We start from the raw sequence: 16509 nt of genomic DNA, 5'->3' as shown, positions 1-16509 counted from the left end.
GGCCTGTGACGGAATAGATTCGGCACGCATTCGGGCTATAGGGGTGCGAAGTATTAGGCTGTGGGGGATGTTCCCAGGCAGCCTCGGTAGCCTGAAACGGTTGCCCACATCTTTTTCCTGAGAGGACTTATGGCCGAGTCGAACAAACGTCGCCCCCTGCTGAACAAGGCGACGAAGGGCCCATTGGTCTGGATCGTCCTGGCGCTGCTCGTCGTATCGATCGGTGCTCTGCTGTTCAGCCAGTCCGGGTTCAGCCAAATCGACACCGAACAGGGTCTGCAGCTGCTGGAGGACGACAAGGTCGAACAGGCCAAGATCGTCGACAAGGACCAGCGCGTCGACCTCACTCTCAAGGACGACTACAAGGTCGACGGCAAGGACTTCGGCAAAAAGGTCCAGTTCTTCTACGTCGAACAGCGCGGCGAGCAGGTCGTCAAGGCCGTCGACTCCGCCGGCCCGGACAAGGGCTTCACCGATGAGGTACCCAAGCAGAGCTGGCTGATGTCGCTGCTGGGCACGCTCATCCCGTTCGTCATCATCTTCGTCGTCTTCTGGTTCCTCATCTCGCAGATGTCGGGCGGGAAGATGATGAACTTCGGCAAGTCGAAGGCGAAGCTCGTCAACAAGGAGAACCCGGACGTCACCTTCAAGGACGTCGCCGGAGTCGACGAGGCCCTCGAAGAGCTCGAAGAGATCAAGGAGTTCCTCGCCGAGCCGGAGAAGTTCAAGGCCGTGGGAGCGAAGATCCCCAAGGGCGTGCTCCTCTACGGTCAGCCCGGTACGGGCAAGACCCTGCTGGCCAAAGCCGTCGCCGGTGAGGCCGGAGTTCCGTTCTACTCGATCTCCGGTTCCGACTTCGTCGAGATGTACGTCGGCGTCGGTGCCTCCCGAGTGCGTGACCTGTTTGAACAGGCGAAGTCGAATGCCCCCTGCATCATCTTCATCGACGAGATCGACGCCGTCGGGCGCCAGCGCGGCGCCGGAATGGGCGGCGGACATGACGAGCGCGAACAGACGCTCAACCAGCTGCTCGTCGAGATGGACGGATTCGACGTCAAGACGAACGTTATCCTCATCGCGGCAACCAACCGTCCCGATGTCCTCGATCCGGCGCTGCTGCGCCCCGGTCGCTTCGACCGGCAGATCCCCGTCGAAGCCCCTGATATGAAGGGTCGCAAGCACATCCTCGAGGTCCACGCCGCCGACAAGCCGCTGGCCGACGAGGTCGACCTCGGGCAGGTGGCGAAGCGGACCCCCGGATTCTCCGGTGCGGACCTGGCCAATGTCCTCAACGAGGCGGCCCTGCTCACCGCCCGTGAGAATGCGAAGGTCATCGACAACCGGATCCTCGATGAGGCCATCGATCGTGTCATCGCCGGCCCGCAGAAGCGGACCCGACTGATGAACGACAAGGAACGCCTCGTCACCGCCTACCACGAGGGCGGGCACGCACTGGTCGCCGCGGCCATGAACCAGACAGACCCGGTGACGAAGGTGACGATCCTCCCGCGCGGCCGCGCACTCGGCTACACGATGGTGCTGCCCAGCGAGGACAAGTACTCGACGACCCGCAACGAGCTGCTCGACCAGCTCGCCTACGCCATGGGCGGGCGCGTGGCCGAGGAGATCGTCTTCCACGACCCGACCACCGGCGCCAGCAATGACATCGAGAAGGCGACGAACATCGCCCGCAAGATGGTCACCCAGTTCGGAATGAGCGAGAAGCTGGGCATGGTCAAGATCGGCGACGACCAGTCCGAACCCTTCGCCGGACGCGGTTACGGCGGCGGCGACGAATACGGGGATTCGACCCTGTCCTCGATCGATCGCGAAGTCCGTGGTCTCATCGACTCCGCGCACGCCGACGCCTACTGGGCGCTGACGCACAACCGCGATGTGCTCGACAACCTCGCCTACCAGCTGCTCGAACGCGAAACGCTGGACCAGTCCGCCCTCGAAGAGATCTTCGCCCCCGTCGTCAAACGCGCCACCCGCGAAGTGTGGCTGGCCCACGACGATCGTCCCGTGTCCGAACGCGGCCCCATCGTTCCGCCCGCACCGCAGAGCGAACGCAGCGACGGTGAAGGATCGACCGGCGCCGAGGTGGACACCACCGACATCCCCGGCGCCGGACCCACGGGCGTCAGCGGACCCCACGTCCCGCACAACCCGCCGGGGCCCGAGAACCCGAACGGCCCGACCGGCCCGACGGGAGGCCCCACAGGGGGACCGACCGGAGGACCCGGCACGAGCGGTCCGGGAACCGGGGGACCGGCGACGAATGACACGAACGAAGACAGAGGGAACAACGACTGATGGCCGATATCGAAGAGGTCTCCGCCGGTCTCGGCCCCGCCCCCGCAGGGCAGGACAACAAGGTCGACCAGGAGCGCATCGCCGCTGCCGTGCGTGAGATCCTCATCGCCGTCGGCGAAGACCCCGACCGGGAAGGTCTGGTCGAGACTCCCGGCCGAGTGGCTCGAGCCTACGAGGAGATCTTCGCGGGACTCCACCGCGACCCGGCCGAAGTCCTCGGCGTCACCTTCGACATCAGCCACGAGGAACTCGTCCTCGTCCGCGATATCGACCTCTACTCGACCTGCGAACACCACCTCGTGCCCTTCCACGGAGTCGCCCACATCGGCTACATCCCGAGCAAGAACGGCAAGGTCACGGGACTGTCGAAGCTGGCTCGCCTCGTCGAGATCTATGCGCGGCGCCCCCAGGTGCAGGAACGCCTGACCTCGCAGATCGCCGACGCGCTCGTCGATCATCTCGAACCGCAGGGCGTCATCGTCGTCGTCGAAGCCGAACACCTGTGCATGACCATGCGCGGCGTCCGCAAGCCCGGCGCTTCGACGATCACCTCGGCCGTGCGCGGGCAGCTGCGCGAAAGCGCCTCCCGAGCAGAAGCGATGAGTCTCATCCTCGGTCGCTGAGGCAGAACACGGATCACACAGCGATGGACGAAACAGCCGCGAAGACGACGCAGATCATGGGCGTCCTCAACGTCACCCCAGACTCCTTCTCCGACGGCGGACTGTGGTTCGACCATGACCGGGCCGTCGCCCACGGACTCGAACTCATGGCCAACGGCGCCGACATCATCGACGTCGGAGGCGAATCGACGCGTCCGGGATCGGCCCGCGTCGACGAATCCGAAGAGCTGCGTCGAGTCGTTCCGGTCGTCCGTGAGCTCGCTGCGGCCGGAGCCGTCATCAGCGTCGACACGATGCGTGCCCGTGTCGCCGCGGAATCCCTGGCAGCCGGGGCGCACATCATCAACGACGTCTCCGCCGGACAGTCGGATCCCACCATGCTCAGCGTCGCCGCCGAGTCCGGAGCTCCCATCGTGCTCATGCACTGGCGCGGCTACCTCGATCAGGCTTCGGCGACGTTCCACTACGACGATGTCGTCGCCGAGGTGATCTCCGAACTGCGCACCCGCATCGACGAAGCCATCGACGTCGGCGTGAAGCCTGCGAACATCATCGTCGACCCCGGCCTCGGGTTCTCGAAGAATGCCGAACACAACTGGCAGCTGCTCTCCGCGCTCGACGAATTCGCCGCGCTCGACCACCGACTCCTCGTCGCCGCCAGCCGGAAGCGCTTCATCGCCTCCCTGCTCAGCCCCGACGACCCGAAACAGGCCGAACAGGCGGCGAAGGATCAGGCCACGGCCACGATCTCCGCGATCTCTGCACAGGCCGGTGCCTGGGCGGTCCGCGTCCACGATCCGGCCACCTCGGCGGTCGCCTGCAAGGTCATCGCCGCGGTCAGGGAACACTCCGCAGCGGCGGCAGACCCCGTAGCGGACTCCGGGATCGACGGAGCCGGGCGATGACCGGCACCGAGGCGACTCCCGACCGCATCGAGCTGCGCGGACTGACGGTGCATGGCAACCACGGCGTCTTCGACTTCGAGAAGCGCGAGGGCCAGGACTTCGTCATCGACGTCACTCTGCACACCACCGTCGCACGCGCCGCGGCCACCGACGACCTCGCCGAGACGATCCACTACGGCGAACTCGCCGAAGACGTCGCCGGAATCGTCGAGAACAACACCTTCGACCTCATCGAAACGCTGGCCGAACGCATCGCCGACCACTGCCTGAGCCTGTGCGAGCACGTCGAAGTCGTCGTCCACAAACCCTCGGCACCGATCCAACGAGCCTTCGACGATGTGCGCATCCGCGTTGAACGCAGCCGCGCCGACTCTGCCGGCGCCTCGGTGGGGGAGCCCGCAACGGACGCAGACGCCGCGCCCGCTTCAGGCGGCACAGCCGAGGACGAAACCGAAGCGTATCTCAATCTCGGGGCGAACCTCGGCGATGCCGCGGACACCCTCGACCAGGCGGTGGCCGCCCTCGACCGGCATCCGGACATCACCGTCACCCGCCGGTCCTCACTCTTCCGCACCGCACCCTGGGGCGGAGTCGAACAGGCCGACTTCCTCAACCTCGGAGTGCTCGTGACGACCACGCTGTCGGCTCTCGAACTGCTCTCGGTGGCACAGGGCATCGAAGTCGCCTGCGGGCGGACACGCGAACTCAGGTGGGGACCGCGCACCCTCGACATCGACCTCATCCGCTTCGGCAGCGAGGACGCCGAGCAGTACCGCCGGAGCCCGCGACTGACGCTGCCGCACCCACGCGCCCACGAACGCGCCTTCGTCCTCGCTCCATGGGCGGAACTCGCCGGAGACACACTCATCGACACCCCGCAGGGCCGACGGCCCATCAGCGCGGTTCTGGGTGAACTCGACGACCAGGACATCGCCCGGATCACCTCTGGATAACCGCCCGCGATCTGAGAGACTGGGAACCATGCAGAGAACCTCCTCGTCCACCCTCGCCGTCTGGGCCGTCATCGGCACGATTCTCGCGATCGTGGTCGACGTGGTGCTCGAAAGCCAGGGGTTCTCACTGCCGGGACTGCCGTGGTTCGCCGTCATCGGCATGCTCGTTCTCGCAGCCATCCTGTTCCTGCTCGGCTGGCCCATCAAGAAATGGAACGACGGGGACCGGACGAAGGAGATCGACCCGATCCAAGCGGCGAGAGTGGCGATCATGGCCAAGGCCAGTGCCCTGACCGGGGCCGGACTCTCCGGTTGGTATCTCGGCAACGCAGGGTACTACTTCCTGTCGACTCCGGGAATCCGGAACGACCTGGCCGCAGGTATGCTTGTCGCAATGATCTCTGCCGCCGTGCTCATGATCGTCGGTATGATCGTCGAGGGATTCTGCGAGATCCCACCCCAAGACCCGCCTGGAGCTGAAACAGCATGAACCGCGACCTCTCCTTCTCCATCGGAGCCGATGTGCCCTTCAACCGGGTGAGTCCGAAATACGGGCTGAAAGAGGTCCTCGCCTCAATGACGCTGCTCGTCCCGATGCTCATCGCCGGACTGGTCTTCGCAATCATCTTCAACTCCGAGGTGCCCTGGCTGCACCTCATCTGGATCGCCGTTGCGGTCTACGGCATCATCTCGACGATCATCATCCTCCGCCAGGCTCGCGCCATCGGCTATGCCGAACGGGAGGACGACCTGCTCGTCCGCCGCGGCATCATGTTCCACCGCGCCACCGTCGTGCCCTACGGCCGACTCCAATTCGTCGACGTCGACGCAGGCCCCATCGACCGCATGTTCGGTCTGGCCACCGTCAAACTGCACACTGCGTCGGCAGCCACCGACGCGACGATCCCCGGTCTGCCCCGCGCCGAAGCCGATCGCCTGCGCGACAGCCTCGCCGGACTCGGCCAGGCCAATCTCGCCGGGCTGTGACCATGAGCGACGAAACCTCGCCCAACTCTCCGAACCCCGGGACCGAGGCGGCCGCACCGGAGGTCTGGCACCGCGTCCATCCGCTGACGCCGATCCTCGAGAGCCTCGGTGTCCTCGTCGGTATCTTCATCGCCGCAGCCTACGGTCTGCAGAACTTCTTCCAGAGCGCAGTCGAAGACCTGGCCTCCGGCCGTTCCGTCAACTTCACCTTCGCCGAATGGCTGGGCGCCCACCCGCTCGTGATCCTCGCCGTCGTCGGTGGAATCATCCTGATCCTGGTCCTCACCGCCTTCTTCAGCTGGCTGGCGTGGCGAGTCATGGGATATCGGGTCGACGCCGAGGCGATCTACTACCGTCGGGGACTGCTGTCGAAGAAGCTGCGCAAGGCCCGACTCGACCGCGTCCAGTCGATCGATCTGCAGCAGAAGCTGCTGCCGCGCATGCTCGGCATGGCCGAACTCGTCTTCGATGTCGCCGGCGGCACTGACTCGAACATCTCTCTGAAGTACCTGTCGAAGAAGCGCGCCGAAGAGCTGCGCGATGAACTTCTCGCAGCGGTGAAAGCGAAGAAGAACGCATCTGCGACGTCTGCGACATCTGCCGATGCAGTGTCCGGAGCCGCAGCCGAGCACGATGGAACCGAGCCCCATGCAGGAACAGATGGTGCGGCAGGAGCCGGTGCAGCACGCTTTGATGCCGGTGACCACGGCAGTCTGGACCCAGGTGCGGACGGAGCACAGCCGGGCATCGACCGCTCGGTGCCCGAACGCAGCGCCGACAGCATCGGAGTGCGACTGAGCAAGCGTCTGGGCGTCCTGGCCGACGACGTCTCCCACGAAGCGGAACGGAGCCTCAACGACCTGCTGGCCCCGTACAACCTCTCGGCCGATGTCGGCGAAGAGGGAGAGATCATCCGTGTGCCCGCTCACCGGGTCATCGTGTCCTCCCTGCTCAGCACGGGAACATTGATCTCCGTCGGCGTGATCATCGCCCTCGTCGTCATTGCCGTCGTGTTCCTGCTCGTCGGAGTCGAAGAGGCCTTCCTCCCGATCCTCATCGGTGGACTGCCCGGCATCTTCGCCGCATTCACCGCGTTCAAGAAGAACCTCGACAATGCCAACTTCGTCGTCCGCATCAGCGAAGACGGTCTGGCCGTCAGCCACGGACTCTTCTCCACGTCCCGCAAAGTCATCCCGCTCGACCGGCTCCAGGCCGTCTGCCTCCACCAGCCGCTGCTGTGGCGCTGGGCCGGCTGGTGGAGAGCCGAATACAACATCGCCAGCGACGGTGGAAAGAACGACGAGAATCTGCTCCTGCCGGTCGGCGATATCGACCAGGCCCTGCTCATGGTGGGTCTCGCCCTGCCCGACCCACAGCTGCCCGAAGGCATCTCGGCCGACGGCCTCGTCCGGTCGGCCATGTACGACAGGAAATCCACACACCCCGATGCAGCGGCGGCCGAGGAGCTGTTCCACACGCAGCCGCGCTCCTCACGGATCCTCGATCCCCTCGTCTGGAAACGACGGGCCTATGCCCTCACCGAGTCCCTGCTCGTGCTGCGCCTGGGAGTCCTCGATCGCCGGGTCGACTTCGTGCCCCACGTCAGGGTCCAGTCCCTGCGCTACTACCAAGGACCGCTGATGAGGTCGCTGAATCTGGGCACCGTGGCCGTGCACTCGACCGCCGGACCCATCACCCCGCTCGTGAAGCATCAGGACGCCGAAGCTGCCAAACGCTTCTTCACCGAACATGCCGAACGCACTCGGATCGCCCGCCAACGCTTCGACGCCGCCGCGAAGACGGCACGCACCGGCCCCATCGAGACCCACGAGGAAGACGAAGGATGAGCCAGGATGACGCACCACGGCTGGGCATCGGAATCATCGGCTGCGGTCGAGTCGGAGCCAGCATCGGAGCGGCCTGGCGGCAGGCCGGTCACGCGATCATCGGAGTCAGCGCCACCTCGACGGCCAGCCTCGAACGCGCGGAGGACATGCTGCCCGGAGTGCCGATCCTCGACCCCGACGCGATCACCGAACGCGCCGAACTCGTGCTCATCGCCGTCCCCGACGACGAGATCGCTCCCTTGGTCACGGGCCTGGCCGACCTCGGCCACATCCACGCCGGGCAGATCCTCGTACATTGCTCCGGCCGATACGGAACGGACGCCCTCGACGCCGGGACCCGCCTCGGCGCTCTGCCCATCGCTCTGCACCCATCCCTGACATTCACCGGCACAGATGTCGATCTCAGCCGTCTGCGGCAGGCGACGATCGCGGTCACCGCGCCCGCGCCGATCCGTCCGGTTGGCGAGGCCCTCGTCGTCGAACTCGGTGCCGAACCGATCGACATCGCCGAGGCGGACCGTTCCCTCTACCACGCGGCCATCACCCACGCGTCGAACCATTCGATCACGATCCTCGCCGAGGCCATGGAGCTGCTCACCGAGGCAGGGGTCGCCGATCCGTCGGCCGTCCTCCACACCCTCGTCGACGCCAGCGTCGCCAACACCATGCAGAACGGGCCGAAGGCACTGACCGGTCCGATCAGCCGTGGTGACGTCGGAACCGTCGAAGCCCACCTGGCGGCACTGAGCGAGTTCAGCCTCAGCCGATCGAACCCGACCGTGCGCAACAGCTACATCGCACTCGCCCGATCGACGGCCGCGAAAGCGCTGGCGATGGGACGCATCACAGAGGCCCAGGCACAGCAGATTCTGAGCGCTCTGGACTGACCGCCGAATTCCCCCGTACGGCCCGTCCACGGTAGCCTTGATGCATGGCGAATACCGACTCGAAGACACCTGAGAACGCAGACCTTTCACCCGAACACCTCGATCCGGAACAGATCCGGATTCGAAAGGACAAGCGCCAGCGTCTCCTCGACGACGGAACCGATGCCTACCCGGTGACGGTGCCCCGCACCCACAGCCTCGCCGAGGTCCACGCCGCCCACGACGGACTCGAGGCGGGGGAGGAGACCGAGGCCATCGTCGGCGTCATCGGCCGCGTTGTCTTCGTCCGCACCACCGGCAAACTCTGCTTCGTCACACTGCAGTCCGGTGACGGCACCCGTCTGCAGGGTATGCTCTCGCTGCGCGAAGTCGGCCAGGAGCGTCTGGATGACTTCAAGACCGACGTCGACCTCGGTGACTTCCTGTTCCTGCACGGCAAGGTCATTAAGTCCAAGCGCGGTGAGCTCTCCGTCCTCGCGGACTCCTGGACCATGGCGTCGAAGGCCCTCCGTCCGCTGCCCGGACTGCACACCGAACTCGCCGAGGACACCCGCGTCCGCCAGCGCTACCTCGACCTCATCACCCGCGAGCAGGCTCGGGAGACGATGCTCACCCGCGCCAAGGTGATGTCGTCGCTGCGGAAGACGTTCGCGGACCAGGACTTCGTCGAGATCGAGACGCCGATGCTGCAGACCATGCACGGCGGTGCCTCGGCGCGCCCGTTCAAGACGCATATGAACGCCTACGACATCGACATGTACCTGCGCATCGCCCCGGAGCTGTTCCTCAAGCGGGCGATCGTCGGCGGAATCGAGAACGTCTTCGAGATCAATCGCAACTTCCGCAACGAGGGCGCTGACTCCACTCACTCCCCGGAATTCGCGATGCTCGAGGCCTACCAGTCCTTCGGCGATTACCATTCGATCGCCGATCTCACGAAGACCCTCATCCAGAATGCCGCCCAGGAGGCCACCGGATCGCTCGTCGTGACTCTCGACGACGGCACGGATTACGACTTCGGCGGAGACTGGCCGGTCGTGAGCATGTACGACTCCCTGTCCGAGCTGTCCGGCGTCGAGGTGACCCCGGAGACCGGGCTGGACGTCCTCGACAAGATCGCCGCCGACAACGGCGTCGACATGGGCGGAGTCTTCCGCTCACACGGAAAGTACGTCGAAGAGCTGTGGGAGCACTTCTACCAGGACAAGCTGTGGGCTCCGACCTTCGTCACCGACTTCCCGGTCGACACCTCACCGCTGGTGCGTGAGCACCGGACGAAGAAGGGCGTCGTGGAGAAGTGGGATCTGTACGTGCGCGGCTTCGAGCTGGCCACCGGCTACTCGGAGCTCGTCGACCCGATCATCCAGCGTCAGCGTTTCGAGGCTCAGGCCGCGGACGCCGCTCGCGGTGACGACGAGGCGATGGGCCTCGACGAGGACTTCCTCATGGCGATGGAGCACGGAATGCCGCCGACCGGCGGAATGGGCATGGGACTCGACCGTCTGCTCATGGCGCTGACCGGTTTGGGAATTCGTGAAACCATTCTGTTCCCATTCACCAAGCCGTTGGCTTCTTCGCAGGAGGACTCGGCTCAGGAGGGCTGATCTGATTATGTTGGATATCCTCAAAGCACTGCTCCCGTCGATCTGTGTGGGATTGCTGTTCTGGTATGTGTTCCGGAATATCGTCCGCGCAGATCGCAATGAACGCGAACAGGTAGATAAATACTATTCAGAGATTGAAGTTAGCGAAGTCGACGATAATCCCCGAACGGATGTTAAGATGACAGCGACAAAATCCTCTGATTACGAAAAGAGTGAACATGGCAAGGGAAATGCGCCTCGTTCTCACGGATGATTTCGACGGAAGCGAAGCGGCGGAAACCGTTCGTTTCAGCCTCGACCAGGCAACGTACGAACTCGAGCTCTCAACCGAGAATGCAGACAAGCTCCGTGAGACGTTCGCCCCATTCATCGCCAAAGCACGTCGTGTAGCCAACACCGGTGGCCGTGGCCGCCGTGCGGGTTCGTCGGGCCCCAAGCGGGACACGGCGAAGATCCGCGAGTGGGCTCAGAACAACGGGTACCAGCTCGGTGATCGTGGACGGATCCCGCTGGAGATCGTCGAAGCATACGAAGCAGCGGAGAAGTAAGAGGCTCATTCGAAAGCCGATAACTTCCGATTAGGTCCGAGGGGCCAGCGAATTGATTCGCTGGCCCCTCGGACTTTTTGCGCTCGGCCTCGGTAATATCAATTGCCCTCTTCCGGCGATGCGGCAACACAACAGTGATGAAACATCACAGACAATTGCCAGGTGGAGAGTAGTTGAAAATCATATCGAACGATGGCGCAGCCAAATGATTCGATGAAGTGGCTCACGAATCAAGGGAACCTGCACTGTGGCCGATGAAATGCCTGTGCTCATCGCACGGCAATTGAAGTCGGTTCAGATCTGCGGGTTCAACTGAATTCGTGCCGCACTCATATGCTCCGGGACTCCGGTCTGCAGAGCGTACAGCCCCAATTCGACGGGCGAAGTCGAGTAGAGCTCGCCGCAGTGCTCGGCGAACCGGGGCCAGATCCGACCGCCGGCTTCCACGTATCGCGCTGTCGTGTTCTCGAACGCTGAGGCCGAGACGCTGGCGTGGTGGAACATGAAATCTCTGGCCGGATCGCCGATTGCAGCGGTCGTCCAGTCGAGGATGCTCAGATTGACGGGTCCGTCCATGAGCTGATGCGCCGGATACACCTCGCCATGAGTCACGGTTGAGAACGACGGCCAATAGCTGTCATCGTCGAGCCATGCGGTCCACCGCCGGAGCAGAGACGGCGCCACCTCGAACTCGGCGGCGACGTGCTCGATGTCTTCGCGCTTGCGCCGTCGGATCTGCGTGGGGGAGAACTCCGGAATGCCCGTGTCCCGAACGACAGCCGGGTCGACGGTGTGAAGTTCGGCGAGGACCGATCCCAGAGATGCGGCATACTCGGGGGATTCGACATCGAAATGCCACTGCGGCTGACCACTGTCATCGATCGTCAGTCCGGGTGTACCCGGCAGCAGCGGGTAGGCGATGAGGTCATTCGAGTGGATCTGCCAATCGGGGACCGCGACGCTCAGATGCGGTGCGACGGCGCCCAGGAACCGGCCCTCGACGGCGGCTCGGGCGGAGACATCCGGACGTCGGGGTATCCGGAGCACCCAGGATCGACCGTCGACCGCCTCGGCGATGGCGACCTGGAAGTCGAGGCCGAGCTCGTTGATGACGATGGAATCGGTGATGATGTCGAGACCGTGGGCCCGGGCCAGGTCCCGGATGATCGTGGGATCGGTGGGCATGTCTGCATCCTCTCTGACGTTGCTGTGTGGGTCTCGAGTCTAGAGAATTTCGCCCACAGCCAAACGGTTTCGGCTGATGGCGAAAACTGCAATAGAACCGCGGTCGTGGTGGTTAGGCTCAGAAGAATCAGAAGACCGAGGAGGATGAATATGTTCGAGCGGTTCACCGACCGAGCACGACGCGTCGTGGTGCTCGCGCAGGAAGAAGCGAAACTTCTCAAACACAACTACATCGGCACCGAGCACATTCTGCTCGGCCTCATCCATGAGGGTGAAGGTCTGGCAGCGAAGGCACTCGAGGGCATGGACATCTCCCTCGAGCAGGTGCGCGACCAGGTCCAGGAGATCATCGGTCAGGGACAGCAGGCTCCGAGCGGCCATATCCCCTTCACCCCGCGGGCGAAGAAGGTCCTCGAGCTCAGCCTCCGTGAAGCACTGCAGCTGGGTCACAGCTACATCGGCACCGAGCACATTCTGCTCGGCCTCATCCGTGAGGGCGAAGGCGTTGCTGCGCAGGTGCTCGTCAAGCTCGGCGCGGACCTCGGACGCGTCCGCCAGGAAGTCATCAAGCTGCTGTCGGGCTACCAGGGCAAGGAACCCGTGTCCGCCGGCGGCCGCGAAGAGGGAACTCCCTCGGGGTCGCTCGTGCTCGACCAGTTCGGCACCAACCTCACCGCTGCGGCCCGTGAGGCCAAGCTCGACCCGGTCATCGGCCGGCACGAGCAGATGCAGCGCGTGATGCAGATCCTCTCGCGCCGGACGAAGAACAACCCGGTCCTCATCGGCGAACCCGGTGTCGGCAAGACGGCTGTCGTCGAGGGACTCGCACAGGCCATCGTCAACGGCGATGTCCCCGAGATCCTCGCCGACAAGCAGCTCTACACACTCGACCTCGGTTCGCTGGTCGCGGGCTCCCGCTACCGCGGTGACTTCGAGGAACGTCTGAAGAAGGTGCTCAAGGAGATCCGCACCCGCGGCGACATCATCCTCTTCATCGACGAGATCCACACCCTGGTGGGTGCCGGAGCCGCCGAAGGTGCGATCGATGCCGCTTCGATCCTCAAGCCCATGCTGGCTCGCGGAGAGCTGCAGACCATCGGTGCGACCACGCTGGACGAGTACCGCAAGCACATCGAGAAGGATGCCGCTCTCGAGCGCCGGTTCCAGCCGATCCAGGTTCCCGAACCGTCGCTGGCGCATTCGATCGAGATCCTCAAGGGTCTGCGTGACAAGTACGAAGCGCACCACAAGGTCACCGTCACCGACGGAGCTCTGGCTGCGGCTGTCAACATGTCCGATCGCTACATCAATGACCGGTACCTGCCGGACAAGGCGATCGACCTCATCGACGAAGCCGGTGCCAAGCTGCGCATCTCGCGTCTGTCGGTTCCCCAGGAGGTGCGTGACCTGGAGGAGAAGATCCTCGAGGCCCGCCACCGCAAGGAAGCCGCCATCGATGCTCAGGACTTCGAACTGGCGGCCTCGGAACGCGATTCCGAGATGAAGCTGCAGAAGGAGAAGGAAGAGCAGACCGAGGCGTGGCGCAAGTCCGGCACCGACACCTCGAAGGTCGTCGACGCCGATCTCATCGCCGAAGTGCTCGCCTCTGCCACCGGCATTCCGATCTTCAAGCTCACCGAGGAAGAGTCCTCGCGTCTGCTGCGGATGGAAGACGAGCTGCACAAGCGCGTCATCGGTCAGGACGATGCGGTCAAGGCGATCTCGCGGGCGATCCGTCGTACCCGCGCCGGGCTGAAGGATCCGAAGCGCCCCTCCGGCTCGTTCATCTTCGCCGGCCCCACCGGCGTCGGCAAGACCGAGCTGGCCAAGGCTCTCTCGGAGTTCCTCTTCGGCGATGAGGACTCGCTCATCAGCCTCGACATGTCCGAATACTCGGAGAAGCACACAGTTTCGCGACTGTTCGGTTCACCTCCGGGATATGTCGGATACGAAGAGGGCGGTCAGCTCACGGAGAAGGTCCGCCGGAAGCCGTTCTCGGTCGTCCTCTTCGACGAGGTGGAGAAGGCCCACTCGGACATCTTCAACTCGCTGCTGCAGATCCTCGAAGATGGTCGACTGACCGACTCGCAGGGTCGTGAGGTGGACTTCAAGAACACCATCATCATCATGACAACCAACCTCGGTACGCGTGATGTCTCGAGCGGACTCCAGCTCGGATTCCAAGTCGAGGGTGACACGAAGACCAACTACGACCGGATGAAGCAGCGGGTCAACGAAGAGCTCAAGCAGCACTTCCGTCCCGAGTTCCTCAACCGTGTCGATGACACGATCGTGTTCCCGCAGCTGAGCATGGTCGAGATCATCAAGATCGTCGATCTCTTCCTCGAGCGTCTCGACGTCCGTCTGGCCGATCAGGGCATGAAGGTCGACGTCACGGCCAAGGCGAAGGATCTGCTCGCCGAGCGCGGCTACGATCCCGTCCTGGGTGCCCGTCCGCTGCGTCGGACCATCCAGCTCGAGATCGAGGACACTCTGTCGGAGAAGATCCTGTTCAAGGAGATCGGCCGCGGTCAGACCATCAAGGTCGACGTCAAGGGCGAAGGAAAGGACGCTGAGTTCACCTTCGAAGGCATCGAGACCGAGAGCCTGAAGCCCGCTGAGGATGACGAAGGCGAACTCGCAGGTCTGGGTTCGTCAGGTTCGAGCGGATCCTCGGAGACCTCGGCCTGATCGTTCATCACCTTCTCGGATAACGCGTGAGAGTCCGGGTAGTCGGCAGCAGCCGGCTCCCCGGACTCTTTCGTGTTCGCCTCCGGTGATGGTGTTGAATGTCGGTATGAGCTCACACGCAGGCGACTTTGATCACGGACGGATCTCCGAGGACCACCATTCCAAGCACGAACTCCGCGGAGGTCTGTACCTGCGACGAGCGAGGACCGGCGACGTCAAAGGCATCGAAGCCCTGGTCGCCCCACTGGCCGGTGAGCGGATCCTGCTCGCCAAGGACACGGTGACCTACTTCGAGTCGCTGCAGGAGTTCTGGCTGGTCGTCGACCCACAGCCCGATGGTTCCGAGATCCTCGCCGGCTGCGGCGCCCTGCACATCATCTGGGCGGATCTCGCCGAGGCGCGCACGGTCGCCACGTCACCGGACTACCGCGGCAGGGGAGTGGGCAAGGCGATCATCAGGCAGCTGCTCGCCGATGCCCGTGAGATCGGAGTCGACCGGGTGTTCTGCCTGACCTTCGAGACCGGCTTCTTCGGTTCGCTCGGCTTCGAACCGATCAAGGGCATCCCCGTCTCACCCGAGGTCTACGTCGAGCTGCTTCACTCCACCGACGAGGGCGTCGCAGAGTTTCTCGACCTGGCCAGGGTCAAACCGAACACCCTGGGCAACTCACGGATGATCAAATACCTCTGAGCCAGACCCTGATCCTGCCCGTCACAGGCGGGCGTCGGTCTTGGCCACGCTCTCACCGGTCGGTGTAGGCGACTGCCGCACACGCACCGTCCAGTGGCGACGTTTGCCGCGTTCGGGTCCTGATTCAGCTGTTCGGCAGTGCCAATCGGCCATCGACCTGTTGTGCCAGACCGTCGTCGACGAGGTCGGAGATGAGCCGACTGATCCTGTCCGGGTCCGCACTGAGTTCACGCACTCGCGCCACCGCCGTGGCCGTCGATTCGGCCAGTGAGTCGAGAAGCACCGGGTCGAAGTCGGTCACCGAAGCGGTGAAGACGTCGAGCCGGACACCGTGTCGGTCGTCTCCGGCGACGTGCGCTGCCTTGAGGGCATCCATGATCGCACCGCGCAGCTGTCGATCGGTGCCTGCCCACTTCTGAGTCTTCGGTTTCGTCGCCGAGGCGGGTCTTCCCAATCGGTTCCATGTGCAGATGTCCTGGAGCGGGCAGGCGGGACAGTCGGGATTGCGTGCCGTGCAGACGAGAGCCCCGAATTCCATGACTCCGGCGTTCCACTCAACGTGCTTATCCTCGGGTACGAGGGCCGCCGCCCAAGCGGTCTCTTTCCGGCCGGGTGAGGTGGTGGGGCGTTCTCGGCCCGCGAAGAGGCGGATGAGGACCCGACGCACGTTCGTGTCGAGCACGGTCGTCTTTCGACCGAAAGCGAAGGAGGAGACCGCGGCGGCGGTATAGGACCCGATGCCCGGCAGTCGTTCGAGCTCTTCGGTGGTTTCGGGAACCCGGTTGTCCAGGTCCGCGGCGATGACTTCGGCGGCTTCCTGCAGTCGCAGCGCTCTGCGCGGATAGCCCAAGCGATCCCAGGAGTGGAGGACTTCGGCGGTCGGGGCGGCGGCGAGGTCGGCTGGTGTCGGCCATTTGTCCATCCACGCACGCCATCGCGGTTCGACTCGGGCGACAGGGGTCTGCTGGGACATGATCTCACTGACGAGGATTGCCCAGGCACTCGTCTTCGGGTGCCTCCACGGCAGGTCCCTGGCGGTGTCCTCGAACCAGGCGATGATGGTGTCCTGGACTCGTCTGAGCACAGGTTCGGACACCTCGGGGAAGGTGGAGGTCGACCCGGAGGGATTCGATTCGGGACCGGCTCGGTGTGTCATTTGGATGCTCATTCGCTTCGGCCTAGGCTCAAAGCGATGACTCCTTCCAATCGTGGTTCGCAGCCGAACAGAGCTGCCGGACAGCCTCGCCAGTCTAGCGGGAAGCTGCCTGCTCA

The 16509-nt window shown here is 64.2% G+C and carries 14 protein-coding genes; 12 read left to right on the top strand and 2 right to left on the bottom strand.

The genetic code is table 11. The annotated features are described in order from the left end of the window. Positions 1-129: 129 nt before the first annotated feature. From ftsH to ACSBQT_RS09145, 10 genes are all read left to right on the top strand, one after another. Complete coding sequence (gene ftsH / locus ACSBQT_RS09190; RefSeq protein WP_410710693.1) at positions 130-2316, top strand: ATP-dependent zinc metalloprotease FtsH; 2187 nt, start codon at positions 130-132, stop codon at positions 2314-2316. Continuing rightward, positions 2316-2939 (top strand): GTP cyclohydrolase I FolE, encoded by a 624-nt coding sequence (gene folE / locus ACSBQT_RS09185; protein WP_172173815.1) that lies wholly within the window; start codon positions 2316-2318, stop codon positions 2937-2939. Before ftsH ends, folE begins: the two co-directional genes overlap by 1 nt. Before the next feature lie 23 nt (positions 2940-2962). Further along, entirely contained in the window at positions 2963-3844 is an 882-nt protein-coding gene (gene folP / locus ACSBQT_RS09180) for a dihydropteroate synthase (protein WP_410710692.1), read from the top strand. After that, positions 3841-4797, top strand: a complete 957-nt coding sequence (gene folK / locus ACSBQT_RS09175; RefSeq protein ID WP_410710691.1) for a 2-amino-4-hydroxy-6-hydroxymethyldihydropteridine diphosphokinase — start codon at positions 3841-3843, stop codon at positions 4795-4797. Before folP ends, folK begins: the two co-directional genes overlap by 4 nt. A 28-nt stretch (positions 4798-4825) precedes the next feature. Then, positions 4826-5287 (top strand): DUF3180 domain-containing protein, encoded by a 462-nt coding sequence (locus ACSBQT_RS09170; RefSeq protein WP_410710690.1) that lies wholly within the window; start codon positions 4826-4828, stop codon positions 5285-5287. Beyond that, complete coding sequence (locus tag ACSBQT_RS09165; protein WP_410710689.1) at positions 5284-5784, top strand: PH domain-containing protein; 501 nt, start codon at positions 5284-5286, stop codon at positions 5782-5784. Before ACSBQT_RS09170 ends, ACSBQT_RS09165 begins: the two co-directional genes overlap by 4 nt. Positions 5785-5786: 2 nt before the next feature. After that, a complete protein-coding gene (locus ACSBQT_RS09160; RefSeq protein ID WP_435001631.1) occupies positions 5787-7631 on the top strand; it encodes a PH domain-containing protein in 1845 nt (614 codons plus the stop codon). After that, positions 7628-8518, top strand: coding sequence for a Rossmann-like and DUF2520 domain-containing protein (locus ACSBQT_RS09155; protein ID WP_410710687.1), 891 nt, complete (start codon positions 7628-7630; stop codon positions 8516-8518). The genes ACSBQT_RS09160 and ACSBQT_RS09155 overlap by 4 nt, the downstream gene beginning before the upstream one ends. Before the next feature lie 44 nt (positions 8519-8562). Further along, positions 8563-10122: a lysine--tRNA ligase gene (gene lysS, locus ACSBQT_RS09150; RefSeq protein ID WP_410710686.1), complete on the top strand. Its 1560-nt coding sequence runs from the start codon at positions 8563-8565 to the stop codon at positions 10120-10122. 218 nt (positions 10123-10340) lie between these two features. Then, positions 10341-10670 (top strand): histone-like nucleoid-structuring protein Lsr2, encoded by a 330-nt coding sequence (locus ACSBQT_RS09145; protein ID WP_092015973.1) that lies wholly within the window; start codon positions 10341-10343, stop codon positions 10668-10670. A gap of 294 nt (positions 10671-10964) precedes the next feature. On the opposite strand, the gene ACSBQT_RS09140 is transcribed toward ACSBQT_RS09145, so the two are convergent. After that, positions 10965-11855 carry a macrolide 2'-phosphotransferase gene (locus ACSBQT_RS09140; RefSeq protein ID WP_410710685.1) on the bottom strand — a complete coding sequence of 297 codons (891 nt, stop codon included), beginning with the start codon at positions 11853-11855 and terminating at the stop codon, positions 10965-10967. Between the two features lie 150 nt (positions 11856-12005). Here ACSBQT_RS09140 and ACSBQT_RS09135 point away from each other — a divergent pair, with 150 nt between their 5' ends. Further along, positions 12006-14546, top strand: coding sequence for an ATP-dependent Clp protease ATP-binding subunit (locus ACSBQT_RS09135; protein WP_139468746.1), 2541 nt, complete (start codon positions 12006-12008; stop codon positions 14544-14546). A 106-nt stretch (positions 14547-14652) separates the two neighbouring features. Continuing rightward, a complete protein-coding gene (locus ACSBQT_RS09130) occupies positions 14653-15237 on the top strand; it encodes an amino-acid N-acetyltransferase (protein WP_410710684.1) in 585 nt (194 codons plus the stop codon). 124 nt (positions 15238-15361) lie between these two features. Here ACSBQT_RS09130 and ACSBQT_RS09125 read toward each other — a convergent pair whose 3' ends face one another. Next, on the bottom strand, positions 15362-16393 hold the full coding sequence (locus ACSBQT_RS09125) for an A/G-specific adenine glycosylase (protein WP_410710683.1): 1032 nt from the start codon (positions 16391-16393) through the stop codon (positions 15362-15364). Positions 16394-16509 lie beyond the last annotated feature (116 nt).

The sequence above is a fragment of the Brevibacterium sp. H602 genome (genome assembly GCF_051172395.1).
In the GTDB taxonomy this organism is placed as follows: domain Bacteria; phylum Actinomycetota; class Actinomycetes; order Actinomycetales; family Brevibacteriaceae; genus Brevibacterium.
This window is presented reverse-complemented; position numbering and strand designations above follow the sequence as displayed.